The organism is Psychrobacter sp. GTC18467 (assembly GCF_055397455.1).
On record NZ_AP038920.1, the window covers coordinates 1,841,981 to 1,868,355 of the forward strand.

A 26,375-nucleotide genomic window follows, 5' to 3' on the forward strand; every position below is an offset into this window, starting at 1 on the left:
CAAAAACCACCGAAACTAAGAACATGCACTGTTGTAATCAGGATTTTATCACGCTAGGTGAACTATCCTCTAAATTAATTGATGCTTTGTTATGGATGACAAGCAATCTTGTATTAACCAAAGGCAGTAAATTTATGAAACACGCTTTATTAATTTTGACCGTATTAGGAATGGGCATTGCACAAACGAGTGGTGCAGCAGTGAGCTCAAGCGGAACAAATTATATTACTAATGCTTCATTAAAAAACTACAGCTCATCTAACAACATCTACAGCACGAGAAGTGGCGCTCACATTTCTGTTTCAAGCAATGATGAAATCAGCCGAACCATCAAGCAGCTTAGCAACCAAGCTCAGCAAAAGCAGCAAGAACTTGCTTCACTGACCTCAAAAATCTACTATGAAAATCAAAAGAAATTTGCAGGATCAGCGCCTGATAGATTTTCAGCGCCTGCCCAAGCTGCGGCTCACGCCTCACGCGTAGCACTATCAAGAAGCTCTGGTCGCTGTGCGCGCTATGTTCGAACGGCACTGCAAGCGGCAGGGTATGATTTCACGCCAAACCCATCAGCGTATCAATACGCGACTCGTGGTACGCTTGCAAACGCCGGCTTTACTAAAATTAGTAACGATATGCCACCACAAGTGGGCGACGTGGTTGTTTACGACCGCAGCTCAAAACACCCTCACGGTCATATCCAGATTTATGATGGTTCAAACTGGATTTCAGATTTCCGTCAAAGCAGCATCAGCCCATACAGCGGCGCTTACTCTTACACCACTTGGCGCGACTCACAATACGTTGACGATGCTTCAAACCGTGGTATCTACCTTGCTATGGCAGAATAAGATTCTTTAACTGATTGACTTAACAAGCTTCATAAATTTAGCGATTAGTTTTTTAATGCCCAAAAAGCTCAGTGATGTGACCGACATTACTGAGCTTTTTATTTGCTTAAATTAAGCAAGAAGTTTAGGGTTTGGGGTTAAAATCTTGCCAAAATTTTGAATCATGAAAGTCAGGTGGTAAGGCATGATGGGGCGCAAAGTAAAGCTGATGCTTGCCAAAGGCTAAAATAACGCAAGGTTGCAGCTTAATCAGTCCAAAATGGGGCAAGGCAACATCAAAATTTGGCGTCTGCGATAAATCTATCGCAAACTTGCGCCGCAATAAGGCTGCTGGCGGGTTTAAGTCATCACTATTTTGCCAAAAGACTGAGGCGCGGTTGTCATTGGTCATTTGGTTGCTTGAAAACTTATCATTTAAAAGCAGGGGTTTTGGTGGCAATTGATTTGGCGTTCGATAATCTAAAAACTGATAAATAGCAAACTCACCGCTGGGCGCAGCATTGATTTCAACATATCCTGACTGCTTTGAAAATTGAAGAAAGCACTCAAGACAGGTTTTTTCCCATAAAAAATCGCTAAAGACCGCGTTTTCTTTTCGCCAATCTTCCCAATCGATGAGCGCTAATAAAGGCTTTGGCAAGCTGATTTGGTAATCAAGCCATAAATAAGGCCTCATCCGCGCTTCAATATGCGCCATAACCTCAATAGCAATGTCAGTTAATAGCGAAGCCTTGACGTTTAAAGCCGCCGCATCGTCAGCAATCGTTTCTTGTAAAAGCGATAATTTAAATCGTTGTTGCATAATTCATCGATCATTAATTGATATGTTGGTTCTAAAGAACGCGGCAGAAAAAAACCGCAGTCAGGTGCTGCGGCTTATGTTCGCGGCTATCTTGCCATTACTGGTAGCGAACGAGGTTGGAGAGCTTCGGATTGGCATTTGGGTTTTGTCGTAGTAATAGTGCCATGCGACCAATAGTATGAATGACATAAGCATTGGCAGCCGCAGCAAGCTCGCTGCTCACCACGTCGCGGTCGTGTTTGCTGCCGGCAGGGAGTTTTACTTTGATCAGCTCATGGTCAGTTAAAGCGCGGTCGACTTCATTGATAATCGCAGGCGTCACGCCATTATTACCAATCATCACGATCGGCTTTAATTGGTGACCGATGCCTTTTAGGTGGCGGATCGTCTCGTTGTCAAGTTGCATAGCAGTCTCTGTCATCATTAAAAAAGTTAAAGACGATTATAAATAATCTGCGATCAACTTGCTTGAAAATCGCATCAATTTACACGATATTATCGTTTGAAAGTGTTAAAGTATAAAGATAAAGACTTTATCAGCGTCAAAGCCGACGTCATAAGCAATTAAGGAAGGTATTTTGGCCACCCGAATTGAAAATAAAAAACTGTCAAAAAGTAGCCGAGCTTGGATGAAAGAGCATTTGGATGATTATTATGTTCAGCAAGCGCAAAAAGAGGGTTATCGGGCGCGAGCGGCTTATAAGCTGCTTGAAATTAATGAAAAAACCAAGCTGATCCAAAAAGGCATGACTGTAGTTGATTTGGGCGCAGCGCCGGGCAGTTGGTCACAGGTGGCAGGACGCTTGGTTGGCGACAAAGGCGTGCTGATTGCCTCGGACATTTTGCCGATGGATGCCCTTGAAAATGTGACTTTTATTCAAGGTGATTTTCGCGAAGCAGAGGTTTTTGAAGCGATCATGAAAGAGGTGGGCGATCACAAGGTGGATGTGGTGCTGTCTGACATGGCACCAAATACTTCAGGAAATAGCGGCGTTGATCAGCCGCGAATGATGTATCTTTGCGAACTTGCCATTGATTTTGCCAACAATACCTTGTCAAAAGGCGGCGCGCTGATTATGAAAGTGTTTCAAGGCGAGGGCGAGCAAGAGCTTCGGGGTATGCTACAACAGCAGTTTAGTAAAGTTCGTACCATTAAACCGGCGGCTTCCAGACCGCGATCAAAAGAAGTATTTTGGGTGGCAATTAAGTAGATTTTAATTAAATTATCTATTATTTCAATAGGTTAAAGATATATTTTGCTTTATAATATTGAGTATCTTATCTTCAAATTGAGTCAGCTCTTAGGCTGATAAATGACAAGATGATGACTACAATTGTTAACCCAATAATTTTAGTAATGTCTTGAATTTTCGTGGTTACTGCCATATATCATGGTATATTAACTTTATATTAGTCTGTTTGTGGTCAGTCTTTTTGATTGAACAAAGTCGTCTATCAATAAAGCAATTATTTTATTTGTGACGTTAAAAAGCGATTAACAATTTGCCGATTGAGAGTTGTTGTTTTTAATTTAGGCGAATCAACGTTGTTAAAAAGGCGTCATGTGTTGAAAGAACACACCAATTAAGTAAGGGATGGGAAAACTTGTGAGCGACATGGTAAAAAATACCTTATTGTGGCTGGTGGTGATCGGCGTTTTGGTGGCGGTATTTAGCAGCTTTGATCAATCCTCTCAGCCAGATACCTTAAACTACTCGGAATTTGTGACCGCCGTGTCTGAAAACCAAGTGGCCAGTGTCAAAATTGACGGCGAACAAATCACCGGCGAGAAGAAAAATGGCTCAACCTTTGAGACCATTAGACCTGCGGTAGCCGATGAGCAATTGATGCCAATCTTGCGCGAAAACAAGGTTGACGTTCAAGGCACTGCGCCTAAGCGTCAAGGCGTGTTAATGCAGCTGTTGATTGCAAGTTTTCCAATCCTGCTTATTATCGGTCTGTTTTTGTTTTTTATGCGCAATATGCAAGGCGGCGCGGGCGGCAAGGGCAGCGGTCCTATGAGCTTTGGCAAATCAAAAGCCAAAATGCTCACCGAAGATCAAATCCGCGTGAACTTTGATGACGTGGCAGGCTGTGAAGAAGCCAAGCAAGAAGTTGTTGAAGTCGTTGACTTTTTAAGAGACCCTGACAAATTCACCAAGCTTGGGGCGATGATTCCACGTGGTATTTTGATGGTAGGACCTCCAGGAACGGGTAAAACGCTACTTGCCAAAGCCATTGCCGGTGAAGCTAAAGTGCCATTTTTCTCAATCTCTGGTTCTGACTTTGTCGAGATGTTCGTTGGGGTTGGCGCATCAAGGGTTCGTGATATGTTTGAACAAGCCAAGAAAAATGCGCCTTGTATCATCTTTATTGATGAGATTGACGCGGTCGGTCGTCATCGCGGTTCAGGAATGGGCGGCGGTAACGATGAACGTGAGCAAACCTTAAACCAATTATTGGTTGAAATGGACGGTTTTGAAGGTAATGAAGGCGTGATTGTCATTGCCGCAACCAACCGCGCTGATGTTTTGGATAAAGCGCTACTGCGTCCCGGTCGCTTTGACCGTCAAGTTCAAGTGGGCTTACCTGACATCAAAGGTCGTGAGCAAATCTTAAAAGTGCATTTGAAAAAATTGCCGAATACCATTGCGGTTGACGCCAATGCGCTCGCTCGCGGAACACCGGGGTTTAGTGGGGCTCAGCTTGCCAACCTTGTGAATGAAGCGGCGCTATTTGCCGCGCGCCGCAACAAGCGCAGTGTGGATATGCACGACTTTGAAGATGCTAAAGACAAGCTTTATATGGGTCCTGAGCGCAAATCAATGGTACTTCGTGAAGAAGAACGCCGAGCAACGGCTTATCATGAATCCGGTCACGCACTGGTTGCTGAATTGCTTCCGGGAACAGATCCGGTTCATAAAGTGACCATTATGCCGCGCGGCTTTGCCCTTGGCGTCACTTGGCAGCTTCCTGAGCATGACCAAACCAGCATGTATAAGTCAAAAATGCTTAACGACATTGCGATTTTGTTTGGTGGTCGGATTGCCGAAGAGGTCTTTATCAATCAGCAATCAACCGGCGCGTCTAACGACTTTGAACGGGCAACCAAAATGGCGCGAGCCATGGTCACCAAATACGGCATGTCCGATGCGCTTGGGGTGATGGTTTATGAAGATGATGACAGCTCGCAAGGCTACTTTGGTGGCGGCAGCCGCGTGATCTCAGAAGCGACTCAGCAAAAAGTCGATGATGAAGTCCGCCGGATGTTAGAGGAGCAGTACGATATTGCTCGCGAGCTTATCGAAGCAAATAAAGATAAAATTCATGCGATGGTTGATGCTTTAATGAAATGGGAAACCATTGACCGCGACCAATTGCAAGATATTTTAGCGGGTGAAGAGCCAAGACCACCAAAAGTCTATCAAGGTCCTGAGGTGAACTTGGCAAAAGATGACGTGAAGCCATCAAATTCAACTCCGCCACCGCTTCCTGCGATGTGATTAGCAGTTAAATGATATAAAAAGCCCTTTTTTAATAAAGGGCTTTTTTATTGTCTAGCAATAACTGCTATGATGAGCAAAGTTAAATTGGCGCTTTTATGCTAAGTCTAAGGGGGCTTATGTCACTGTTTCAACCGTTGCCAAGTTTTAAGTTGACTGTTAGTAATAAAGTACTTGATTTGTCGCGACCGCGAATTATGGGAATATTAAACGTGACGCCGGATTCATTTTCCGATGGCGGCAAATTTAATCAGATTGATAGTGCCCTTAGGCACTGCGAGCAGATGCTGGCTGATGGCGCATCGATTATTGATATTGGCGGTGAATCTACCAGACCCAATGCCAAAGCGGTTGCCACAAAAGAAGAGCTGGCGCGGGTTGTTCCGGTGGTTCAAGCGATTCGTCGGCAGTTTGGTAATGATATTTGGCTGTCGATTGATACCAGTAATCCGGAAGTTATAGAGGCAGCGTCAGCGGCGGGCGCGGATATTTGGAATGATGTTCGCGCGCTTACCCGCAAGGGCGCTCGCGAAATGGCAGCCAAGCTTGACATTCCGGTGATGCTCATGCACATGCGCGGCGAGCCGACCACGATGAATGATTTTGCGGATTACGATGACGTGGTCAGTGACGTTGTCCATGAGTTATCTATTCAGGTTACAGCAGCGCTGCAAGCTGGTATCCGCGCGGAAAATATCATTATTGACCCAGGATTTGGTTTTGCCAAGGATTATCAGCATCACTGCGAGCTGCTGACTCATTTAGAGCAGTTTAAAATATTTCAAAGACCGCTGATGTTTGGGATTTCTCGAAAGCGCTTTTTAGCAGAAGTTTTAACCAACAGTGGCGTGCCGGCTTGGCAAGGCTTGGCGGCTTTTGAGCGCGATTGGGTCGGGTCAGCGGCAGGGCTGATTGCCATTCAACAAGGCGCAAGCATCATTCGAACGCACAATGTGGCGATGATGGCGCAAGCGGCTACTCTTTGGCAGCAGTTAAGTGATAGCCGGCGCAGCGATTAGTATTATTATTGCCATTGCCATTAACCGAGTAAAAAAGGATAAGACATGACTACAAATCAAACAATCGAGCCGACCCTTGAGCAGCGCCGAATCATTTATCAAGCTCGGCGCGGTCTCAAAGAGCTTGATTTTTACCTTGACCCTTATGTCAAAGAGCTGTATTTAGCAGCAGATACCGAGGAGCAAGCAACATTTGCCAAACTTTTAAGCCATGAAGACCCTGATTTGCTTGATTATTTTACCAATCAAGCACGCCCCGATGACGATGCGGTTTGGCAGTTGGTTGAGCAAATCAAGTCATGGCGCCATGCTAAAGCGTTATAAATGACAGCTTTAATAAATCCCATGCGCCTTGATGCGCCAATAATACCAAGTAGCCGACTGCGACTGCTTTTTTATAGCGGTTTGCTTGGCCTATTTTTACTACTAGCGTGGTCGGTAAATCTTGCCATTTGGCAGTTGGGATTGGTTTTATTATCTCTGATTTTAATTGGCGGCTTTATTTTTTTATCAAAACCTACGCTGTTGCATTTAAGTCAGCCGCCACTGCATTTAAATCTGCATTATGATTGGCAGTTTTTAATGGCGACCGCTCGTGGTAATCAGCTTTGGCAAGGTAATTTGCTTCGGGCTCAATCGTACTCTTGGGCAGTCATTGTCGAGGTTCAAGTGATGGAGCCGTATCAAAAGTCGCTGACCGTTACCATTTTTCGTGACCAAGTGTCAGCAGAGGACTGGCGCAAATTAAGTATTTTAGGTCAGATTGCCGCGTAAGCTATACAGGACATAACAAAATAGCGCTCCCGATGGGCAATTTAACTTGCTATATTATTGTGAATGACGTTTGAACAAGCGTCAAATTCTAAATTAAATAGTTGAATAATTAAAAACGATAATATTAAAAAAGGGAGCCGTTATGAGTTTGTTAGGGAATCTTGTCACCCAAATCGCGCGCAGTGCCATCGACCCCGACGATGCCCACCGAAATCCCATCAATCAAAAAATTACGCCGCGCCGAACCGGTGGTCTTGGCGATATTTTGGGCAGTGTGTTGACCGGTCGCAATCAGCCGCGCGACTATAACCCGCAGCGCTATGAGCGCCACGCTGACAACCATTTTGGGCTTGATGATATTTTAGGTGGGATGATTAACCCAAGCAACCAATCGCGACATGGCATCAACCAAGGCGCAGGCGGCTTGGGCGATATTTTGGGCAGTATTTTGGGGTCGCAAAGACAACAAAGCGGCTTTGGCGGTAAAGGGATGCTGATTGCGGCGCTGCTTCCGGTGGTGCTGCATTGGATTCAACGAAATGGCGGTCTTGGCGGCGCGCTCAATAAAATCAGCCAACTTGGCTACGACCACCAAGCGCGATCGTGGCTGAGCAATCATGAACTTAACGACAACCTTGACCCAAGCGAGGTCAGTCGCTTGTTTGATGAGCAAGATATTCAAAATGTCGCCGCAAAAACTGGCGCCAACGATTTGGAAGTCCGTCAAGGTTTGGCAGAATTGCTCCCTGAGGTGATGAACCAATTAACGCCGCATGGCAATTTGGACAATGAAACTGATGCCAATCAAGAAATTGACCAAATCATTCAGCAGTTATCAAACCGCTTAGGAACGCTCAAATCTTAATCAATAACTTTAATTAAAGACTGTTTCAAATAAAAAGGGCTTTTTTAAGCTCTTTTTTTTGGTCTTTTATTTTATGCCAAAATAAAGTTGACTTTTATTAATTTTATATTGATTAATTTGTTAAAAAAAGTGAAAGCTAAGCAATTAAAGATGAGAATCATTATATGATAGCGGCATCAAGTAAAATTTTTAACAATGATAATAAAATAACAATAATAATGACTTAAGGAGTTGCGCCATGCCGTTTAAGCCCATTCCTGCCTTGATTAGCATTGCTGTCGGTTTGATAATTTGGTTTGTCATTCCGGTTCCCGATGGGGTCAGCGCCGATGCTTGGCACATGCTGGCACTATTTATCGCGACCATTGTGGCAATCATCGGTAAAGTGTTGCCGATTGGGGCGATTGCTATTATCGCGGTCACTGCCGTTGCCCTCACCGGCGTCACCAATGACACACCAGGCGGCGCGATTCAAGATGCGTTATCAAGCTTTTCAAGCCCGCTAATTTGGCTCATTGGTATTGCGGTAATGATTTCGCGCGGCTTGATTAAGACCGGTCTTGGTCGGCGAATTGCCTATTATTTCATTTCGATTTTTGGTAAAAAAACGATTGGCGTGGCGTACTCTCTAACCGCCGCAGAACTCATGATTGCGCCCATTACGCCATCGAACACCGCTCGCGGCGGCGGCATCATTCACCCAATTATGCTGTCAATTGCGCAAAGTTTTCACTCAACCCCCGAGGAGGGCACGGAAGATAAAATCGGTCGCTATTTGGCGATGGTCAATTATCACGCCAACCCGATTACTTCCGGAATGTTTATCACTGCCACCGCGCCAAACCCCTTAGTGGTTGATTTGGTCAATAAAGCTACCGGAAGCCAAATTCACTTGTCATGGACGACTTGGGCGGTCGCGATGTTCATTCCGGGATTGCTTTGTTTAATCTTAATGCCATTGGTTATTTATTTGGTTTATCCGCCAGAAGTAAAAGCCACGCCGGACGCCAAAACCTTTGCCAAAGACAACCTTGAGCAAATGGGTCACGTCACCCGCCAAGAAAAAATCATGCTTGGGGTATTTGCGTTAATGCTGATCCTTTGGGCAAACATTCCGGCGTTATTGATTAGCGACAGCCTCAGCGTTGATGCGACAACTACCGCTTTTATTGGGTTAACGGCGCTAATTTTAACTGGCGTATTAACTTGGGAAGATGTCCTTAAAGAAAAATCGGCTTGGGATACCATCGTTTGGTTCGGCGCGCTGATTATGATGGCGTCGTATTTGAACAAACTTGGCTTGGTTGGTTGGTTTTCGGACAATATCGAGCACATGATCGAATTTACCAGCGTCGGTTGGGTCGGGGCGGTGGCGATTTTAACGCTGGTTTATTTATACATCCATTACTTTTTTGCCAGTACCACCGCGCATATCACCGCGTTATTTGCGGCGTTTTATGCTGTTGGCTTAGCACTTGGGGCGCCGCCGATGCTTTATGCGCTGATTTTGGCAGCAGCAGGAAACATCATGATGACCCTGACCCACTATGCCACCGGAACAGCGCCGGTGATTTTTAACTCCGGCTATATTACGCTTGGCGAGTGGTGGAGTATCGGCGCAATTATGAGCGTGGTCAACTTGGTCGTTTGGATTGGCGCGGGATTGGTTTGGTGGAAGCTGCTTGGTTATTATTAATGGAATATTAATGAAGCATGAATAAAGCTTTAAACCAACAAAACCTTTGCCAGTCAAACAAGCAATTAATAAAAAAGCGCTATTACTAAACAGTTAATAGCTAATAGCGCTCATCTAAGGTTTCTAGCGTATAGTCAAGAGCAGCAAAACAAATGTCAGTTTGAAAGCCGCGATATTGTAAAAATCGCAGCTGCTTGGCTTTGTCTTTAGGCGTCGTTGGAATACTGTCACCATACTTTTTGGTTCGCGCGGTGACCGCAAGCTTGAGCCAATCCACGCCCTCAACCAACTCGTCATCATCCGCCATAAACTCGCTAAACGCTTGGCTTTCAGCTTGAGCTAATTCAATCAGCTCGTCGATATTGCTTGGCAGGGTCAGCGTTTTTTGCTGTAGTTCTTGTTTAATTCGGTTGCGACCGCGACCTTTACGGATATTTTCGCGGATGAGCATTAAGGTGGCGCGCTCGTCACTTTGATAGCCTTTTTCGCTAAACTCCGCCAACAGCGCATCGATTTTGTCAGGGTCTTGCTCTTTTTCGATCAGCTTTTGCTTAAGTTCAGCTTGCCCAAACTCGCGCCGCGATAAATAGTAAAACGCCAGCCAGCGCAATCGGCTTTCAGCTTTAATCGCGTCTGTTTTGGCTTGGCGCTGCTCAGGGGAGCGCAAATAGGCTTTAAGGGCGGCAGGAATATTGTCTGCGTCTTGATTATTTTCTTCTGTTTCACCGTTTTCTAAGTTGTTTTTTTCTAAATCGTTTTTGACCTCGGCAAGTAAGGCTTTGATGCTATTAGGATTTGGCGGCTCGTAGTCTGGCGTTTCTGATTTTTCAGGAATAAAAGTAGCGGCAGGATGAAAGCGCTTTTGCTTTTTTTTGCCTTGTGTTCTGATAGGTTTTGGCGAATCAATTTCTAAGCCAATTTCTGAATTGTCATGAAAGTCTTGCTCAGAATCATCATCTACGGAGTTAGACCTTTTCTTCTTTTTAAACTCTTGTTTTGAGCGAAAGATTTTAGTAGGCGATTTTGTTTTGTTATTATCCTCAAGCACAAAAGCGCCCTGAGCAATAGTCTCAGAGCGCTTTTTGGTGGTTGGTGTCGCCGAGCCCGATTTTGCATCAGGCGCTTTATCGACTTGCGCTAAGATTTCGGCGAGCGTTTTAACTTGGCTCATACTTTTGGTTCAGCAAGCCGATTATGGCAGCTCAACCGAATCAGCGTTGAAATCCGGCTCTTCTTCCTCAGCATCAGTAACGGCGGTTGGGTCAATGGCGCCAAGTTTTTCTGCGCGGATTTTTGCTTCAATGGCTTGCGCAATCTCAGGGTTTTCTTTTAAAAACTGAACGGAATTGGCTTTACCTTGACCGATTTTTTCATCGCCGTAGCTATACCAAGCGCCCGCTTTGCCAACCGCGCCAACTTCCACGCCCAAATCAATCACTTCAGCTAAATGGTTGGTGCCTTCGCCGTAAGTGATTTCAAATTCGGCTTGGCGGAACGGCGGCGCCATTTTGTTTTTGATGACTTTGACTCGGGTTTGGTTACCGATGATTTCATCGCCATTTTTGACCGCACCGATACGGCGAATGTCCATTCGAACTGACGCGTAGAACTTAAGCGCATTACCGCCGGTGGTGGTTTCAGGGCTACCAAACATCACGCCGATTTTCATGCGGATTTGGTTAATGAACACCACCATACAGTTAGAGCGTTTGGCGTTTCCGGTGATTTTCCGCAGCGCTTGGCTCATAAGCCGAGCTTGTAAGCCCATGTGCGAGTCGCCCATTTCGCCCTCGATTTCCGCGCGCGGCGTCAAGGCAGCAACCGAGTCCACCACAATCATATCGACCGCGCCTGAGCGCACCAACATGTCGGTAATCTCAAGGGCTTGCTCGCCATTGTCCGGTTGTGAGACCAATAAATCATCGGTATTAACGCCAAGTTTGCGCGCGTAAATCGGGTCAAGCGCGTGTTCCGCGTCAATAAACGCACAAGTTCCGCCTTGCTTTTGGCACTCTGCAATCGCTTGCAGGGTCATTGTGGTTTTGCCCGAGCTTTCAGGACCATAAATCTCAATGATGCGCCCCTTTGGCAAGCCGCCAATCCCAAGCGCAATATCAAGACCAAGCGAGCCGGTGGACACCACATCAACGTCAAGCGCGACCGAATCGTCACCTAAGTGCATGATGGTATTTTTACCAAATTGCTTTTCAATTTGACCCAATGCCGCTTTTAACGCTTTGGCTTTATTGTCATCCATTCTGGAATCCTTATCTTTGTAGGCATGAATAGCCAACTTCGCCATCACACCTTGAGTATCATGATAAAACTACTTTGATAAATAAATGTTGGTAATTTTGGCAACACCTCTGCCGTTTCGATGAGGCTATTATAGCAGACTAACTGCTTAAGTTAACCCAACTGCCAGTTGCTTGCGACAATAGATGACGCCCAAAAATTCAAGGTAAATTTAGATTTTTTCAGTATTCTAAGCAATTTTTATAAAAATTACGCTCAAGCTGATGCGGGCAACTCTGCTAGAATAAAAGCTGCTTTGTGAAACGTGGTAGTAATATACGACAGTTTTTTGAAAAGTTAAAAATAAATATGGACTAAAAAATCACGCTGCAAAGCATTGATTTTAATACAGAAAATAATTGTATAAAAAACGAACAATTTTAATAGGAGCGTTATGGGGTAAGCGTTGTTAGCGGCAAATAGGGCAGTTATCCACAGAGTTATCCACAGCTTTTGGGGAAAACTCACGTAACCCTTATGTAATCTAAGCTTGCAGAAATTAAGATAAGAAATTTAGACAGAAAGTCTTTACTAGCATAAGCGTAAATTTTAAGTGACGCAACCAAAAATTAATCATTTTGGCGAGGTTTCACAAAATTTAACGTAAAATTTAATCATAAAAAAACGGCGAGAGTCCGTCGCCGCTTTATAGTAATTAAAAATTAAGAATGATAAAAAATAAGCGAACAGGAAAGCTTATTAATCCTTAACATAAATCAAATCCCAAACCCCATGACCGCGCTCAATACCGCGGCGCTCAAATTTGGTCATTGGTCGAAATTCAGGTCTTGGGGTGAAGTTGCCAAGGTCAGCTTGGTTGGTTAAGTTTGGCATCTCATCCAATACCTCAACCATCCAAAACGCATAGTGCTCCCAGTCGGTTGCGGTATGAAACCAGCCGCCAGATTTAAGCACTCGGGTAACCAGTGCCATGCGCTCAGGACTGACAAAGCGGCGTTTGTGGTGGCGCTTTTTTTGCCATGGGTCAGGAAAATAAAGCTGAATTCGGTCAATGTGATTGTCGGGCAATTGCGAAAGCAGGGTAATAGCGTCGCCGTTGATGATTTTGATATTGGTTAGGTTTTTTTCATGAGCGGTAAATGCCGCTTTGCCAATCCCCGGCTCGTGAACTTCAATACCAATAAAGTTACGCGCTTTGTCGTTTTCTGCCATTTCAATCAAGGAGTCGCCCAAACCAAAGCCAATCTCAAGGGTTAACGGCGCATCCATTCCGTTTGGCGTGTCTTGGAACAATGCTCGCAAGTCATTGATGCCCTCAAGGTTGCCCATTCCCGTACCATTATTCACCAAATACGGCGCAAAAATAGGGTCGCTTAGCGCAAGCTCGGCGTTTTTATTCATGTGGGTTTTGCGTTTCATAAAGGTATTAATCACGCGCGGCTGCAAGGTGTCAGGTTTCATAATCAACAGTCAATTAAAAAAAGTTGTCTTATTATAGGATAAACGGGTTAGAAGTTAAATCAGTCCATCTTGAAACGGCATTCTTGAAACGGGATGCTTGTAAGCATTGCTACCAAATGCCATAAAAAGCAATCTCGAATGATAATCGGTGATGCTTTATAATGGCTTGTCAGTTAACCTTTTTGTAAAGTGAGCCGCGATTATGCTATTTATCGAGACGGATTCGCCACCGCCGTTTTATCAAGAGCAGTTGAGTGCCAAAAGACGGCGGCAGCTTGACCAGTGGTTTATCGGTCATCGCAGTCAGGATTATTATTTAAAGCGCTTTGAGGACTTTGATAGGCAAGGCTATTTGTCGCCTAAATGGCACTGGGCGGCGTTTTTTATGACCTTTCCGTGGCTACTTTACCGCAAGCGTTATATGGATGCGATTGTTTATAGCGTGGCAGGCTGGTCGTTTATTCATTTAAACATCACCATTATTTTGGTGTTTTTTGAGTTTGCCTTTATGGCGTTTGTTCCAGACGCTTATCATATGGCAACAAGGATTGGCATTGGATTTTTGATTTGGCTGTTTTGGTCGGTGATGGTGGCGCGCTGGACGGATGCGTATTATTACCGGATGGCGCGGCGCGAGATTGCTGATGCCCTTGAGCAAAACCCGCGCGATGAAGCGGCACAGGAGGCGCATCTTCGCCGTGAGGGCGGGGTGAGCATGGTTGGTTTTGGGCTTGCCTTTGGCTTTTTTGCCTTTGCGCTGCTTGTCATTGACGTTCAGTTTTTGCCACTGATTGCCAAACAAAAAGAGCAAGAGATTGTCTTTGATGCTTATAACGTCTCCAAAAATGCGCAAACCAGAGTCGCACAGATTTATGAGCAATCGCAATCTTGTCCGGTTAATTTGCCGCTGAGCGCCAATGAGCAAAAGGTGGTGATGACGGTGACCAATGAAGTTGCCGGAATCAAAAACAGCGATTGCGCGGTGGTGGCAACGATTTCAGGGGCGCAGTTTCCGACGCGCTATTTAAATGGCAAAACGCTGGTGTTTTATCACAATCTTGATAACAACAACTGGCAATGCGTCAGCTCTTTAAACAAAAAGCTTGCACCAAGAAGCTGCTTGACGGAATAACGAGGTGATGGATAACTAAAGCGATTGCTCTTTACTCATCTGATACAGCTTTAAATCCAAGCGGCGCGCCTCGTCAAGGTCCTCATCAAACAAGCTTTCAAGCTCCGCCATTGCCGACTGCGCCGACTCAATCATTCGCGCTTCATCATCATAAATGGCTTGTTGGCGCTCGATTAAATCATCGTCATAATCGCGAAAGGTTTGGATGGTTTCGCGCGCTTTTTCAGGAGAGATGCCTAAAAGCTGCAACGATTCGCGCGACATATCAAGAGACGTTAAATAAGTTTCGCGCCAAATATGACGAACGCCAACCTCGCGCAAGCGGTAATAATGCTGACGGTCGCGGGCGCGGGCAAGAACGGTTAAGTCTGGATAATGATTGCGTAAATACTGAGCGGTGGTGATGGAGCGCTCCAAATCATCAACGGCAATGATAAAAAGTTTGGCTTTACTGATGCCGGCTGCGCGTAAAATCTCAGGATTTTTTGGGTCGCCATAATAGACTTGGTTACCAAATTTGCGAACAAAATCCACGCGGTTTGCCGAGCGCTCAATGGCAGTAAATTCGATATTGTGCATCCGTAAAACGCGACCAATAATTTGCCCAACCCGACCAAACCCTGCGATAATCACCGGATGCTCTTGGTCGGGAATGGTGTCGTATTCGCGGCTGGGTTTCTTTTTGGCAAAAATAGGCTCGCCGATTTTTTCAAGCAGCAAAAAGGCAAGCGGCGTCATTGCCATCGAAATGGTCACGATTAAATTGAGCATTCCGGCAAGGTCGCTATTAAGCACGTTTTGATTGGTGGCTACGCTAAATAATACAAAGGCAAACTCGCCGCCTTGGGCAAGCGTTACCCCAAGCCGGATGCTCGTTGGCAAGCGATTGCCCGTGGCTTTAGCAATCAATGTGACCACCAAAAATTTAATAACCATCAGCATGGCAGCGGCGCTGATAATAAATACCGGCTTTGCCATAATCAGCCCAACATCGGTCAGCATCCCCACCGACATAAAAAACAGCCCCAACAGCAGCCCTTTAAACGGCTCGATACTCGCCTCAAGCTCGTGGCGGTATTCCGAATCGGCAAGCAACACGCCGGTCAAAAATGCCCCAAGTGCCATTGACAGCCCAATTTGCTCCATCAATATCGACACGCCCATGACGATAAATAGCGCAACCGCTGTAAGTAGTTCGGTGGCGCCGCTGAGTGCCACAAACTTAAAAAATGGTCTGACGATATAGCGACTTGAAAAAATCAATCCGGCAAATACGGCAATGACTTTGGCAAAATAAATCACATCATAACTTTGCTCGCGGACGCCGGATAAAAACGGAATCACCGCAAGTAGCGGGATGACCGCAATGTCTTGAAACAGCAAAATAGTAAAAGCTTCGCGACCATGAGTGCTTGATAACTGCTGCTTTTCGGTAAGCAGCTGCAAAACAAACGCCGTTGACGATAAGGCAAGCCCAAAACCCACAATAAACGCGGTATCTAAATGCAGGGAAAATAAATAATAGCTCAGCCCCATCAAGGTGACGCCGGTCAATCCGACCTGCAAGCCGCCAAGTACAAAAATCGAATGCCGCAGCGCCCAAAGCCGTGATGGCTGAAGCTCAAGACCGATGATAAATAGCAGCATCACCACGCCAAACTCGGCAAAGTGCAGCAAGCTTTCGGCATCGCCCACCACATCAAGACCGCTTGGTCCCAAAATCAGCCCCGTTAACAAATACCCCAACACCGTTGCCAGTCCCAAGCGCTTGCCCAAAGGTACAAGTAGAAGCGCCGCCCCCAAAAATATAATGGCTTGAAGCATCAAATTGGGTGCGCCGGTCGCGGCAGCAAGCATACACTCTCCTTAATGGGTTGGGGTTTACAGGGGTTTGGGTTGGTGGGTAAAAGTCAATCGGCTTAAGTTTTTAGTTCAGCGCTCATTTTATTTAACTTTATTTTTTTTGAAAAATTCGCCAAACGCCGTTGTCCGCTAACGGGTTGGTATAGGCATCATTGCGTTTTTTTCGCGGGGTTTGCCGACTGTCAACGATTTTAAAATCGGGAAGCGCTTGGACGATAAGCCCCGTTCGATAAAAACGGATGCGCTCAGGGTCGAGCATCTCGCCTTTGTCATCGCGGCAAAACACGTAAGCGCGAAGGTCAATGAACTCACGATGCGCGACCAATCTTGCCTCCTCGTTTTTTGCTAAAACCACTTCCATTCGCGCAATCTCGGTGGCGGTAAACTCACCGCATTTATCAATAAGCGCGCCAACCGAACCAAAGCTTTTGGACTCTTTGGCGCGCGTTTTGGTCAAATGCAGCTTTTGAACGTGATAAATAAACTGCGGAATCTCAAGGCTTGCGGGCAGCGGCAAAAAGTCGGGCGGCAAATAGGCACTGGGATAAAATCCCATCGCGCGGTCAATCAATGGTCGCCAGCGCTCTTGATACGCCTGAACTTCGGCTAAATTGCCCTCAAAAATGGGCAAATCGCGAATCTGGCGCAAAATATCGGGCGGAAACTGCTCATCGCGAAAGCGCGCAATGTCCTCTTGCAAAGTAGACAGCAAGGCTTTGGCTTGTTTTTTGCCGTCTTTTGATAAAGCGTCGTCAATAAAGTCTGGAGCAACAAAAGGCGCTGAGCGTCGGGTCATAATAAGTCATCAATAGTAAGCGGCTGATAATTGGGCGTTTTTACATCCTACCATAAAGCGGCAATTTGGCGCGCGCTTAATTTGCCGCTTTTTTTACAAATTGACCCTGATTCACAAAATAATACGGATAAGTAAGTCAGGATTAATTTATTATCAATGAAAAATAAATAAAAATTTGGTTGCAGCGATGAAAAAATCAAATATAGCACCGCCATTACCAAGGCACACCGTATTACGAGCGCTCATGGGATTTTTATTTCGGCTAGTGATGACTGTGCTCATATTTGCTTGTTGTTTTTATTTACTGATGGTATCGAACATGGGCGGGGCTTATTTTCAAGATATTAATAACGGCGCGCTTGATTTGCCGATAAGGATTGCGCTTATCGGAATTAGCGCTTGGATTGCGTTTAGTGCGCTAACGTGGTTGGTTTGGCGAACCTTTCAAGATATTAGAAAAATTTATTAGACAGTTAAAGCCAAGCGTAATTAAATTAATGCGAATGCCCAACATGTGAGCTATCCTTAGTTTGGCGACTGGCAATATCACAAACCAAGCTATCCGAGCAGGCAGCCGTCTGTGAGTGCTGAGCGTTTTCAACTTGAATGGTGGCATGACCAATATTAAGGGCGAAAAGGCGCACCTCAAGCTCACGGATAATGGCGCTTGCCTCGTGAATTCGCAAATCACCATCGACGACGACGTGGCAAGATAGCGCGTTAAGACCACTAGTAATCGCCCAAATGTGCAAGTCGTGAACGGCGTTAACGCTTGGGTGGGATAAAAGCGTGGTTTCAACGTCTTGAATGTTAATGCCTTTTGGCGTGCCTTCCATCAAAATGTGCGAGGCATCACGAACCACGCGGTAGCCGCCGATTAAAATCAATACGGCAACGATAACCGAGGCTGCTGCATCCGCCCAAACCCAACCAAATGCCATCATCAAAAGCGCGGCAATAATTGCGGCAACTGAGCCAAGCAAGTCGCTTAACACGTGCAGATAAGCGCTTTGCATGTTGAGATTGACAGGTTTTTTACTAACTTTTTTGTCTAGGTTTTGGTCGTGGTGATGGTCGTCATGCTGGTGATGGCTGTGGTCGTGATTGTGTCCATGGCTATGACCGTGACCGTCATTGCCGCTTCGGTGCATGAGCCAAGCCACCAAAATATTCACAAGCGCGCCAATAACCGCAATAATCAGCATACCTTGAGTGGCGATTTCCGGCGGCGCATTAAAGCGTTTAATCGCTTCAATCACAATCATTAAGGCAATGACAATCAAAGTTGCGCCATTGACCGCAGCAACTAAGATTTCAAAGCGTTTATAGCCGTAAGTTTTTTGCCGAGTGGCGGCTTTTTCACCGATTTTAAACGCCAACAGCGTTGCCCCAAGCGCCACCGCGTCGCTTAGCATGTGACCGGCATCCGACAACAGCGCCAAGCTTCCGGTCAGCCAGCCGCCAACGGCTTCAACAAGCATATAGCCTGCGATAATGATAAAGCTAATCAGCAGCGTTTTTTGGTAGCCTTTGGTATTTGCAGGCGTGTTTTCGAGCGTTTCGGGTAAGTTTTTTGAGGGATTTTGGGTCATCATCAGCTCGGCAAAATAAAATAGCGCAAGCTTTAGCATAACAAACTTAAAAAATTAATCCGTGGCAATGTGTTACCAAGAAATCGGGTCAATGTCTAATGTCAGCTTTAAATACTTTGCGGAGGGCAATTGCAAAACTTGCGACCACCAATGATTAAGCACGTGATGCAATTGCCGACGCTCTTTTGCCAGCAGTAATAACTGAACGTGGTAGCGGCTGTTTTTTTTGGTCATTGGCGCATCAATAGGTCCAAGCACCGCCAAATGATGCGGTTTTGGTAAAATGGCAATGGCGTCTTTAAGCGCTTGGTTGGCGGCGGCAAGGGTTTTGGCTTCACAGCGAACAAGCGCGGCAAAGCGGTACGGCGGCAGTCCCATCACTTTGCGCTCGGCAAGTAGGGCTTGGGCAAATGGCAAATAGCCGTCGCGGATTAGCTTTAAAAGCAGCGGATTTTCCGGTTGTAGCGTTTGGATAAGCACCTGACCGGCTTTATCACCGCGACCGGCGCGACCTGCCACCTGAATCATCAATTGCGCGGTGTGCTCAGGCGAGCGAAAATCAGCCGATAAAAATCCGCGATCGGCGTTTGGCAGGCAAACCAAAGTTACGTTTGGAAAATGATGACCTTTGGCAACCATTTGCGTTCCCACCAAAATAGCAGGTTTACCTTCATTAATTTGCTGATAAATTTTTTCCCAACTGTCTTTTTGCCGAGTGGTGTCGCGGTCGATTTGAATGATGGGGTAAACGGTTTTGCTCGTTTGCGGATTGCCAAAAATGGCGTGCAAATTCTCGCTCAGCCTTGTTGTTCCCATGCCGCGAGCGTCCAAGTTTTGGCTTTGGCAGTCAGGGCAAACGGCCGGAATATAGGATTGCCAGTCACAGTGGTGGCATTTTAAATACGACTGCGACAGGTTGCCTTGATTGATAAGCTGATTGCTAAAATGAACGGTCAAATGAGCATCACAGCGCGGACAGTCGGCTTGCCAGCCGCAAGCATCACAAAGCAAAATGGGCGCATAACCGCGGCGATTTAAAAAAATAAGCACCTGCTCACCGGCATCAAGGGTTCGGCGAATGGCATCAATCAGCGCGTCGGTCAGCCCCGTGTTATAACGCTCGCCGTCCGGCGTTGTTTGCTGATAAGTGGTTTTTAACCGAGCGTCAATCAGCTTCATTTGCGCCTTACTTGCGCCGCCTGCGCGCTTTGACAGCTGATATTCGGTCAACTTGCCATCGTTAACCAATTTTAAATGCTCAAGGCTTGGGGTAGCGCTGCCTAAAATCACCGGAATTTTCAGCCCCGCGCCGCGATAAAGCGCCACGTCAGCAGCATGATAGCGCAAGGTGTCTTGCTGCTTGTACGAGCTGTCATGCGCCTCATCAACGACGATTAATCCCAAATTATCAAAAGGATAAAGAACGGTTGAGCGCGTGCCAATGATGATTTGTGCGTGACCGGATTTGCAATCTTGCCAACCTTGCAGCCGATGCGAAGCGTTCATTGCAGAATGCAGCAGCACGATATTGGCGGCAAAGCGGCTGGCAAATCGCGACCTTGTTTGTGGTGTTAAACCAATCTCCGGCACCAAAATCAGCACTTGCTGACCGGCTTCCAAAATGTGCTGCATCGCTTGCAAATACACTTCGGTTTTGCCGCTGCCGGTGATGCCATTAAGCAAAATCCCTAAGTAACTTTGCGATTCATGAGCGCGGACTACAGCATCAACAACGGCTTGCTGCTCGTCGGTCAAAGTAAGCGGCAACTTGGCAAGGCTGACCGGCTTTGGTGGCGCTTTTGGCTTTTCAAAGCGCTCAATCATGCCTTTTTTTGCAAGGGTCGTTAAAAAGCTGCGCGTCATGCCTTCCATTAAGAGCACATCTTCGCTTGCGCCGTGCTCGCCGTGAAGTTTTAGCATGGCAAATTGCGCTTGCTGCTTATGCGCTCGGGCAGGCAAGTCGGCTTCGCTGACGTTTGGCAAAATCCGCCAATGGGTGGTCAATAAGTCAAGCGGCTTTCCTTGACGTAAAAGCTTTGGCAGCATGACTGAGAGCACATCGCCTAGTGGATAGTGATAATAGTTGGAGAGCCAGTTGGCAAGTGACAGTAGCGCTGCATCAAAAATCGGCGCGTCATCAAGTATTTTTAAAATGGCTTTAAGCTTATCGGCAGGGACGTCGCTATCTGCGTTATCAATATGACCAATCACAATGCCGACAAGCTTTTGCGACCCAAACGGCACCAAAACGCGAGCGCCAATAACCGGCAATTCAGAATCAATCGGCAAATAATCAAAATGCCGAAATAAGGGAACCGCAAGTGCCACTTGAATCAACATATTGTCCCCTTATTATTTACTGAAATGAAAAAACAAAAACCCAAACGTGGTCATTTGGGCTCAGTTATCGCTAAGTATTATCGCTCAATGTTTAACAGCAAAGTTTTAAACGCGCTCTTTTAAAAGTTAGCTTTAAAACGGCTTGCTAAATAAGTGCTGATTTTTAATAAAGCAAATTATTCAATAAACATAATTGTTTCAATTTCGACCACGCCGCCCTTTGGTAGGGCTGCTACTTGAACTGCCGCTCGGGCAGGGTAAGGCGCGCTCAAATTGGCTTCAAAAACGGTATTTAACGCGGCAAAGTCATTTAAATCCGTTAATGACACGTTGAATTTGACCACATCATTTAAGCTACCACCGGCGGCTTCACAAATGGCTTTGATGTTGGCAAAAGCTTGTTTTGCTTGGGCGTCAAAACCGTCTTTAAGTTCCATTGTTTTTGGGTCAAGACCAAGCTGACCTGAAATATAAACGGTATTGCCAACCTTGACCGCTTGCGAGTAGGTGCCAACGGCCGCAGGGGCAAGGTCGGTGTGAATGGTTTGACGGCTCATAACTTATCCTTTGTGGTAGTGATAAAACAGTATTATAAAAATTTTTTAATCAAAAGAAAACTACAGCTGATACAGCCGCATAATGTTGGGAAAACCAAGTAACGAGCGCAGTTCGCGAATGCCTTGAGCAAGGTGGACTCGGCTTCGGACAATCACGTGCAAGATGGTGTCGGTGGCGCGAACCTCGATGCTTTCAACGCCAATGTAGGACTGGCGCAACTGATAAATCACTTGGCTGATCTGCTCATCGCTCAACGCAATTGACAGCTTTAAAAATGCCGGAAAGCGGATTTTTTCGTAATATTCTTCTGGAATATTGGGCGCGTTTGGATTGGGGTTTGGTTTTGGTACGGCTTGAGCGCCTGCCTTGTCCTCACGCCAAGCAAGCTGAATGATTTGGTACGGATTGTCTTTTCTAATGTCATCAAGTGAAAAGCATTTATGACGGTGAACGACCAAGCCGTGGCGCGATAAGTGACCGACAATCGGGTCGCCATAAATCGGGTGACAGCATTTGGCAAAGTCAATCTCAACCCCTGCGGCATTGGCAACCAATTGCTGCGGCTGCGGGGTGGCGTCTTCGTCTAATGCCGTGATGGCTTGCGCGCAAGCAACTTCGTCACTAAACAATCGCGACACCACAAGCTGCGGCAACAGCGTTCCTGAGCTGATTTGCTCAAACAGCGCGTTTTTATCGTCAATGCCGCGCCACTCAAGCAGGTTTTCCCAATCGTTTTGGGTTAAATCGTTCAAGCTTTTTTGATAGGTTTTTAAGGCGCGATCTAAAGCTTCTTGACCGTGGCGCTGCTTTTCTTCTGCTGATAAATGCTTAAACCAGCGCAAAATTTCTTCACGGGCTTTGTTGGTCACCACAAAACCGAGCCATTCGGCTTTGGGTTCGGAGGTTTCATCAACTTCGATTTCGACCAGTTGCCCGTTTTTAAGCGCGGTGCCAAGCTTGGCTTTTTTGTCATCAATATTTGCGCCAACCGCCACATTTCCTACCATCGGACCTACCGCGTAAGCAAAATCAAGCGCCGTTGCCCCTTGCGGCAGCTCATAAGCGCGACCTTGCGGGCTGTAGCAGATGATTTTACTGGAATGCAAATAATCCATCAGCTCGTTAATGGTTGCCACCGCCGCTGCAAAATCGGGGCTGCTTTCATCTAATTGGTCATCGTTGACCAACTCTTTCATATTGCGAAGCGAGGCTTGAATCACCGATTGGCTGACATCGGAGGCGTGCTCTGCCCCAATCACCCCTAAGCGTGCGGCATGCTGCATTTTTTTAGTTAAAATGGTTGCCTTAATAAAGTCGTTGTCACGCTCATAAATCAAGGTCAACGACTGATTGCCCCCAGGAAGTGGGCGTCTGATATTGTCCTCAATATGGGCATCATCGATTTGATATTTTTTTATTAAATAATAGGCAAGCTTGTCGCAAGCCTCAACGTTATCAAGGACGATTTCAAAGGCGTATTGGCGTAACAAGGAGGTGATTTCGCCGCGATTGCGAAAAAACTGCCGGAACATCGTCACCTGATTGTCCAAGACTTTCACGTGACCGCTAAGCCCTAAGTTATTCAACACAATGGTTAAATAGCGATGAATGGCTTCTTTTTGAAAATTGCGACCCAAACCGTGTTGCAGCAACTTGTCGGACAATTTGTTATACATGGTCGAATCAAGGTTGCGGTAGCAAAGCACCTCGATATAGTCGGCAATGTCGTTAAGTCCCATAAGGCGGGCAAAGGGGACATAAAAATCCAACGTTTCTTGAGCGGTGGCGCGCTGCTTTTCAGGGCGAACGGCATCCAGCGTTGACATATTATGCAGCCTATCAGCAAGCTTAATAATCAAGACTCGCGGGTCATCAAGCGTTGCCGTCAGGATTTTATGAAAGGTTGCCGCTTTATTTTGCTGCTTATTATGGCTTGAGGATTTCAGCTTGGTCACCCCATCGACGAGGCGCGCGACCACCTCACCATAGCGCTGCTCAATTTCATCGTCGCTGACCTCAGTGTCCTCAACCGTATCGTGCAAAATCGCTGCGATAATGGTGTCACGGTCTAAGCGAAACCCTGCCAAAATTTCCGCCACCGCAATCGGGTGGGTGATGTAAGGCTCGCCGGATTTGCGCCGGTCATTGATGTGCGCTTGGTCGCCAAACTCACAAGCATCAATAATATCACGGCGTTCTGCCGCGCTTAAATACCCAACGGAGCGCAGCAAGGAATATTGCGCCTCATCGACCATTTGATGACTTAGCTTGGGAAGCGATAAATCCATAAATTGGCTATCCTAGAGAAATAAAGCGCCATCGCGCTGTTATAGCAAGGGTTTGGCAAAAAAATTGGCGTCAAACATCTTTTAGGGCAGTTAAAATTGCTGACCCCGCTTATAATTAATATGAAAAGGTCAATAATGTCAACCTTATTAGCAGCTTGTCAGCAAAATTCACTTAAAAGCTTGCGATTGACAATATCAATCAAGCAAAAATTTAAAGATAGGCTGATAAAATGTATTTTCTTAAAACTTAAAAAGAGTAGCGCAATTTCATCCCAAAAAAAACCACAGATTAACTGTGGTTTAGACGCTTTTAAAAAGCCAGCGTTAAAAAAGCAAACTTAAAAGCCGTGATTGTTTGACAATGCCAAGTCAAGCGAGCTTGCTGAAAAGCTGTGCTCCGGCTGATTTAAAATATCGCGGGTAATTTTACCGGCAGCAATTTCGCGAAGGGCAAGTACGGTGGGCTTGTCGTTGTCCACCTCAACCATGGGTTCGGCAACGCCTTTTGCCAATTGCCGAGCGCGTTTGCTTGCAACCAACACCAGCTCAAAACGGTTATCTACATTATCCAAGCAATCTTCAATCGTTACGCGAGCCATAAGTCACCTCTGTGTTTGTCAAAATAAATGGTCAGCAAAATGACTGCCATTATAGCAGTTTTATCCATCTCATAGCGGATTTTTAACGACAATTCGCCTTAGCGCTTGGCAAGCTCTGCCAAATCAGCGCTGACGTCGTGATTTAACAGCGCATTGATGGTAACTGCATAGCGCTCTTGCTGACGGGCAAGGGTTTGTCTGTCGGCAATGATGATAGATTTAAGCTCAGCAAGCGCCACCTCAAAATTGTCATTAATGACCACATAATCGGCGTTAACGTATTGCGACATTTCAGCAACGGCGCCGGCTAAGCGCTCTTCAATCACCTTTTTGCTGTCGGTGGCGCGTGTGGAAAGCCGCTGCCGCAGCGTTGCCACACTTGGCGGTAAAATAAAAATCATCGTGGCGTTTGGGAAAATGGTTTTAACTTGTTTCGCGCCTTGCCAGTCAATTTCTAAAATCACGTCAATGCCGGCATTTAGTTGGTCGCGAACGCTGGCTTCTGAGGTGCCATAATAATTGCCAAAAACAAAGGCATGTTCTAAAAACTGATTGTCATTTACCGCTTGGGTGAAGCTGTCAATGTCGGTAAAGTGATAATGATGACCGTCAATTTCGCCGGCTCGCGGCGCGCGCGTGGTGTGTGAAATACTCACGCTCAAATCATTGGTGGTGGCGACCAGTTGTTTGACGAGGGAAGTTTTTCCCGTTCCTGAGGCGGCCGTGATGATAAACAGTGATCCGGTCATGCAATTATCCTAGCGTCAATAGGCGGAAAAGAAAAATAGTTACCGCCGCAAATCGCTATTATATCGCCATTTGTGGCTAAAGTCGCGCCTGTGACGCAAAAGGTGGTGTTTTTAACGTGGCGGTAAACCACTCACTAGCGAAGTTATGCTAAAGTAAGGCAACTGATTTTCGCCTTTTATTCTGTTACTTTTCCAAAAGTTAGGTCAATTATGCAAATTTATCTTGCCAATCCGCGTGGGTTTTGTGCCGGTGTCGATCGCGCGATTGCGATTGTTAATGAAGCGCTGCTGCGATTTGCCCCGCCCATTTATGTTCGCCATGAGGTCGTTCACAATAAATTTGTGGTGTCCGACCTTGCCAATCGCGGCGCGGTGTTTGTTGAAGAATTGGATGAAGTTCCGGACGGCGCGGTGGTGATTTTTTCTGCTCATGGGGTGTCAAAAGCGGTCGAAGATGAAGCCCGCCGCCGTGACCTAACGGTATTTGATGCCACCTGCCCACTGGTGACCAAAGTCCATATGGAAGTTGCCAAATTTGCCTTAGATGGCATGGATGCGGTGCTGATTGGGCATGCCGGTCACCCTGAAGTCGAGGGCACGATGGGGCGCTTTAGCAGCAGCCACGGTGGTCAAATCCATTTGGTTGAAGATGAAGACGATGTTGCCAAGCTTCGGGTGAATGACGAAAACAAACTGGCTTTTGTTACCCAAACCACCTTATCCATGGACGATACGGCGCGCGTGATTGATGCGCTTCGGCAAAAATTCCCTGCCATTCAAGGTCCAAGAAAAGACGACATCTGCTACGCCACCCAAAACCGTCAAGACGCGGTGAAAGACTTAGCTACGCGCTGTGAGGTGGTGCTTGTGGTCGGCTCGCCAAACTCGTCCAACTCCAACCGTTTGCGCGAGCTTGCTGAGCGCATGAACTGCAAAGCGTATTTGATTGATAACGCCAGTGAGATGCAGCCCACTTGGTTTGAAGGCATCAGTAGCGTTGGGGTAACGGCGGGCGCGTCCGCTCCTGAAGTGCTGATTCAAGAAGTGCTGAAAACGCTGCAAGATTGGGGCGGCGAAGTCCCTGACGAGCTTGCGGGCATTGAAGAGAACATCACTTTTAGCTTACCAAAAGCGCTACGAATTCCGGTGACCGACTTGACCCACCAAATTTAAAAAAGTCAGTTTTCTTAAAAGCCATGTTAAAAAGCAAAAGCGAAACAATCATACGTTAAAA

The 26,375-nt window shown here is 46.3% G+C and carries 24 protein-coding genes and 1 pseudogene; 12 read left to right on the top strand and 13 right to left on the bottom strand.

Annotated features, from left to right (window positions below; translation table 11 throughout):
* Positions 1–134: 134 nt before the first annotated feature.
* On the top strand, positions 135–848 hold the full coding sequence (locus tag ACZ5XY_RS08060; protein ID WP_464740610.1) for a CHAP domain-containing protein: 714 nt from the start codon (positions 135–137) through the stop codon (positions 846–848).
* Positions 849–972: 124 nt separating this feature from the next.
* On the opposite strand, the gene ACZ5XY_RS08065 is transcribed toward ACZ5XY_RS08060, so the two are convergent.
* A complete protein-coding gene (locus ACZ5XY_RS08065; protein ID WP_464740612.1) occupies positions 973–1,650 on the bottom strand; it encodes a DOMON domain-containing protein in 678 nt (225 codons plus the stop codon).
* 97 nt (positions 1,651–1,747) lie between these two features.
* Positions 1,748–2,056 (bottom strand): YhbY family RNA-binding protein, encoded by a 309-nt coding sequence (locus ACZ5XY_RS08070; RefSeq protein WP_464740614.1) that lies wholly within the window; start codon positions 2,054–2,056, stop codon positions 1,748–1,750.
* A 172-nt stretch (positions 2,057–2,228) separates the two neighbouring features.
* On the opposite strand from ACZ5XY_RS08070, the gene rlmE reads away from it, so the two are divergent.
* The 7 genes from rlmE (at position 2,229) to ACZ5XY_RS08105 (ending at position 9,507) form a co-directional block, all read left to right on the top strand.
* Positions 2,229–2,861, top strand: coding sequence for a 23S rRNA (uridine(2552)-2'-O)-methyltransferase RlmE (gene rlmE, locus ACZ5XY_RS08075; RefSeq protein WP_464740616.1), 633 nt, complete (start codon positions 2,229–2,231; stop codon positions 2,859–2,861).
* A gap of 396 nt (positions 2,862–3,257) precedes the next feature.
* The gene (gene ftsH / locus ACZ5XY_RS08080; protein WP_464740618.1) at positions 3,258–5,153 is read left to right on the top strand and encodes an ATP-dependent zinc metalloprotease FtsH; all 1,896 of its coding nucleotides are present in this window, start codon (positions 3,258–3,260) and stop codon (positions 5,151–5,153) included.
* A 119-nt stretch (positions 5,154–5,272) separates the two neighbouring features.
* Positions 5,273–6,172, top strand: a complete 900-nt coding sequence (folP, locus tag ACZ5XY_RS08085; protein ID WP_464740620.1) for a dihydropteroate synthase — start codon at positions 5,273–5,275, stop codon at positions 6,170–6,172.
* 45 nt (positions 6,173–6,217) lie between these two features.
* Positions 6,218–6,496 (top strand): FAD assembly factor SdhE, encoded by a 279-nt coding sequence (locus ACZ5XY_RS08090; protein WP_464740622.1) that lies wholly within the window; start codon positions 6,218–6,220, stop codon positions 6,494–6,496.
* Entirely contained in the window at positions 6,497–6,946 is a 450-nt protein-coding gene (locus ACZ5XY_RS08095; RefSeq protein ID WP_464740624.1) for a protein YgfX, read from the top strand.
* 142 nt (positions 6,947–7,088) lie between these two features.
* The gene (locus tag ACZ5XY_RS08100) at positions 7,089–7,811 is read left to right on the top strand and encodes a YidB family protein (RefSeq protein ID WP_464740626.1); all 723 of its coding nucleotides are present in this window, start codon (positions 7,089–7,091) and stop codon (positions 7,809–7,811) included.
* Positions 7,812–8,049: 238 nt separating this feature from the next.
* On the top strand, positions 8,050–9,507 hold the full coding sequence (locus ACZ5XY_RS08105; RefSeq protein WP_464740628.1) for an anion permease: 1,458 nt from the start codon (positions 8,050–8,052) through the stop codon (positions 9,505–9,507).
* 100 nt (positions 9,508–9,607) lie between these two features.
* On the opposite strand, the gene ACZ5XY_RS08110 is transcribed toward ACZ5XY_RS08105, so the two are convergent.
* The 3 genes and pseudogenes from ACZ5XY_RS08110 to trmB form a co-directional block, all read right to left on the bottom strand.
* The gene (locus ACZ5XY_RS08110; protein ID WP_464740630.1) at positions 9,608–10,678 is read right to left on the bottom strand and encodes a regulatory protein RecX; all 1,071 of its coding nucleotides are present in this window, start codon (positions 10,676–10,678) and stop codon (positions 9,608–9,610) included.
* Between the two features lie 21 nt (positions 10,679–10,699).
* Positions 10,700–11,764 (bottom strand): recombinase RecA, encoded by a 1,065-nt coding sequence (gene recA / locus ACZ5XY_RS08115; RefSeq protein WP_464740632.1) that lies wholly within the window; start codon positions 11,762–11,764, stop codon positions 10,700–10,702.
* A 737-nt stretch (positions 11,765–12,501) separates the two neighbouring features.
* Positions 12,502–13,200: pseudogene (trmB, locus tag ACZ5XY_RS08120) on the bottom strand (tRNA (guanosine(46)-N7)-methyltransferase TrmB); the annotation flags it as partial.
* Between the two features lie 226 nt (positions 13,201–13,426).
* Between trmB and ACZ5XY_RS08125 the strand changes: the two are divergent.
* Positions 13,427–14,356 carry a DUF2628 domain-containing protein gene (locus ACZ5XY_RS08125; protein ID WP_464740634.1) on the top strand — a complete coding sequence of 310 codons (930 nt, stop codon included), beginning with the start codon at positions 13,427–13,429 and terminating at the stop codon, positions 14,354–14,356.
* 15 nt (positions 14,357–14,371) lie between these two features.
* On the opposite strand, the gene ACZ5XY_RS08130 is transcribed toward ACZ5XY_RS08125, so the two are convergent.
* Complete coding sequence (locus ACZ5XY_RS08130) at positions 14,372–16,213, bottom strand: monovalent cation:proton antiporter-2 (CPA2) family protein (RefSeq protein ID WP_464740636.1); 1,842 nt, start codon at positions 16,211–16,213, stop codon at positions 14,372–14,374.
* Between the two features lie 97 nt (positions 16,214–16,310).
* Positions 16,311–17,015: a hypothetical protein gene (locus ACZ5XY_RS08135; RefSeq protein ID WP_464740638.1), complete on the bottom strand. Its 705-nt coding sequence runs from the start codon at positions 17,013–17,015 to the stop codon at positions 16,311–16,313.
* Between the two features lie 187 nt (positions 17,016–17,202).
* Between ACZ5XY_RS08135 and ACZ5XY_RS08140 the strand changes: the two genes are divergently transcribed.
* The gene (locus ACZ5XY_RS08140) at positions 17,203–17,484 is read left to right on the top strand and encodes a hypothetical protein (protein ID WP_464740640.1); all 282 of its coding nucleotides are present in this window, start codon (positions 17,203–17,205) and stop codon (positions 17,482–17,484) included.
* Between the two features lie 25 nt (positions 17,485–17,509).
* Here the strand turns inward: ACZ5XY_RS08140 and ACZ5XY_RS08145 are convergent, their stop codons facing one another.
* From ACZ5XY_RS08145 to ACZ5XY_RS08160, 4 genes are all read right to left on the bottom strand, one after another.
* Positions 17,510–18,610, bottom strand: coding sequence for a cation diffusion facilitator family transporter (locus ACZ5XY_RS08145; protein ID WP_464743827.1), 1,101 nt, complete (start codon positions 18,608–18,610; stop codon positions 17,510–17,512).
* Positions 18,611–18,679: 69 nt separating this feature from the next.
* Positions 18,680–20,947 carry a primosomal protein N' gene (locus tag ACZ5XY_RS08150; RefSeq protein ID WP_464740642.1) on the bottom strand — a complete coding sequence of 756 codons (2,268 nt, stop codon included), beginning with the start codon at positions 20,945–20,947 and terminating at the stop codon, positions 18,680–18,682.
* Between the two features lie 176 nt (positions 20,948–21,123).
* Positions 21,124–21,504 carry a Rid family detoxifying hydrolase gene (locus tag ACZ5XY_RS08155; RefSeq protein WP_464740644.1) on the bottom strand — a complete coding sequence of 127 codons (381 nt, stop codon included), beginning with the start codon at positions 21,502–21,504 and terminating at the stop codon, positions 21,124–21,126.
* Positions 21,505–21,564: 60 nt separating this feature from the next.
* Positions 21,565–23,793 carry a RelA/SpoT family protein gene (locus ACZ5XY_RS08160; protein ID WP_464740646.1) on the bottom strand — a complete coding sequence of 743 codons (2,229 nt, stop codon included), beginning with the start codon at positions 23,791–23,793 and terminating at the stop codon, positions 21,565–21,567.
* 135 nt (positions 23,794–23,928) lie between these two features.
* Between ACZ5XY_RS08160 and ACZ5XY_RS08165 the strand changes: the two genes are divergently transcribed.
* Positions 23,929–24,135, top strand: a complete 207-nt coding sequence (locus ACZ5XY_RS08165) for a hypothetical protein (RefSeq protein WP_464740648.1) — start codon at positions 23,929–23,931, stop codon at positions 24,133–24,135.
* On the opposite strand, the gene rpoZ is transcribed toward ACZ5XY_RS08165, so the two are convergent.
* Positions 24,132–24,392: a DNA-directed RNA polymerase subunit omega gene (gene rpoZ, locus ACZ5XY_RS08170; protein WP_464740650.1), complete on the bottom strand. Its 261-nt coding sequence runs from the start codon at positions 24,390–24,392 to the stop codon at positions 24,132–24,134. The genes ACZ5XY_RS08165 and rpoZ overlap by 4 nt on opposite strands.
* Before the next feature lie 98 nt (positions 24,393–24,490).
* On the bottom strand, positions 24,491–25,141 hold the full coding sequence (gene gmk / locus ACZ5XY_RS08175; RefSeq protein ID WP_464740652.1) for a guanylate kinase: 651 nt from the start codon (positions 25,139–25,141) through the stop codon (positions 24,491–24,493).
* Positions 25,142–25,351: 210 nt separating this feature from the next.
* On the opposite strand from gmk, the gene ispH reads away from it, so the two are divergent.
* Entirely contained in the window at positions 25,352–26,314 is a 963-nt protein-coding gene (gene ispH, locus ACZ5XY_RS08180) for a 4-hydroxy-3-methylbut-2-enyl diphosphate reductase (protein WP_464740654.1), read from the top strand.
* Positions 26,315–26,375: the final 61 nt, after the last annotated feature.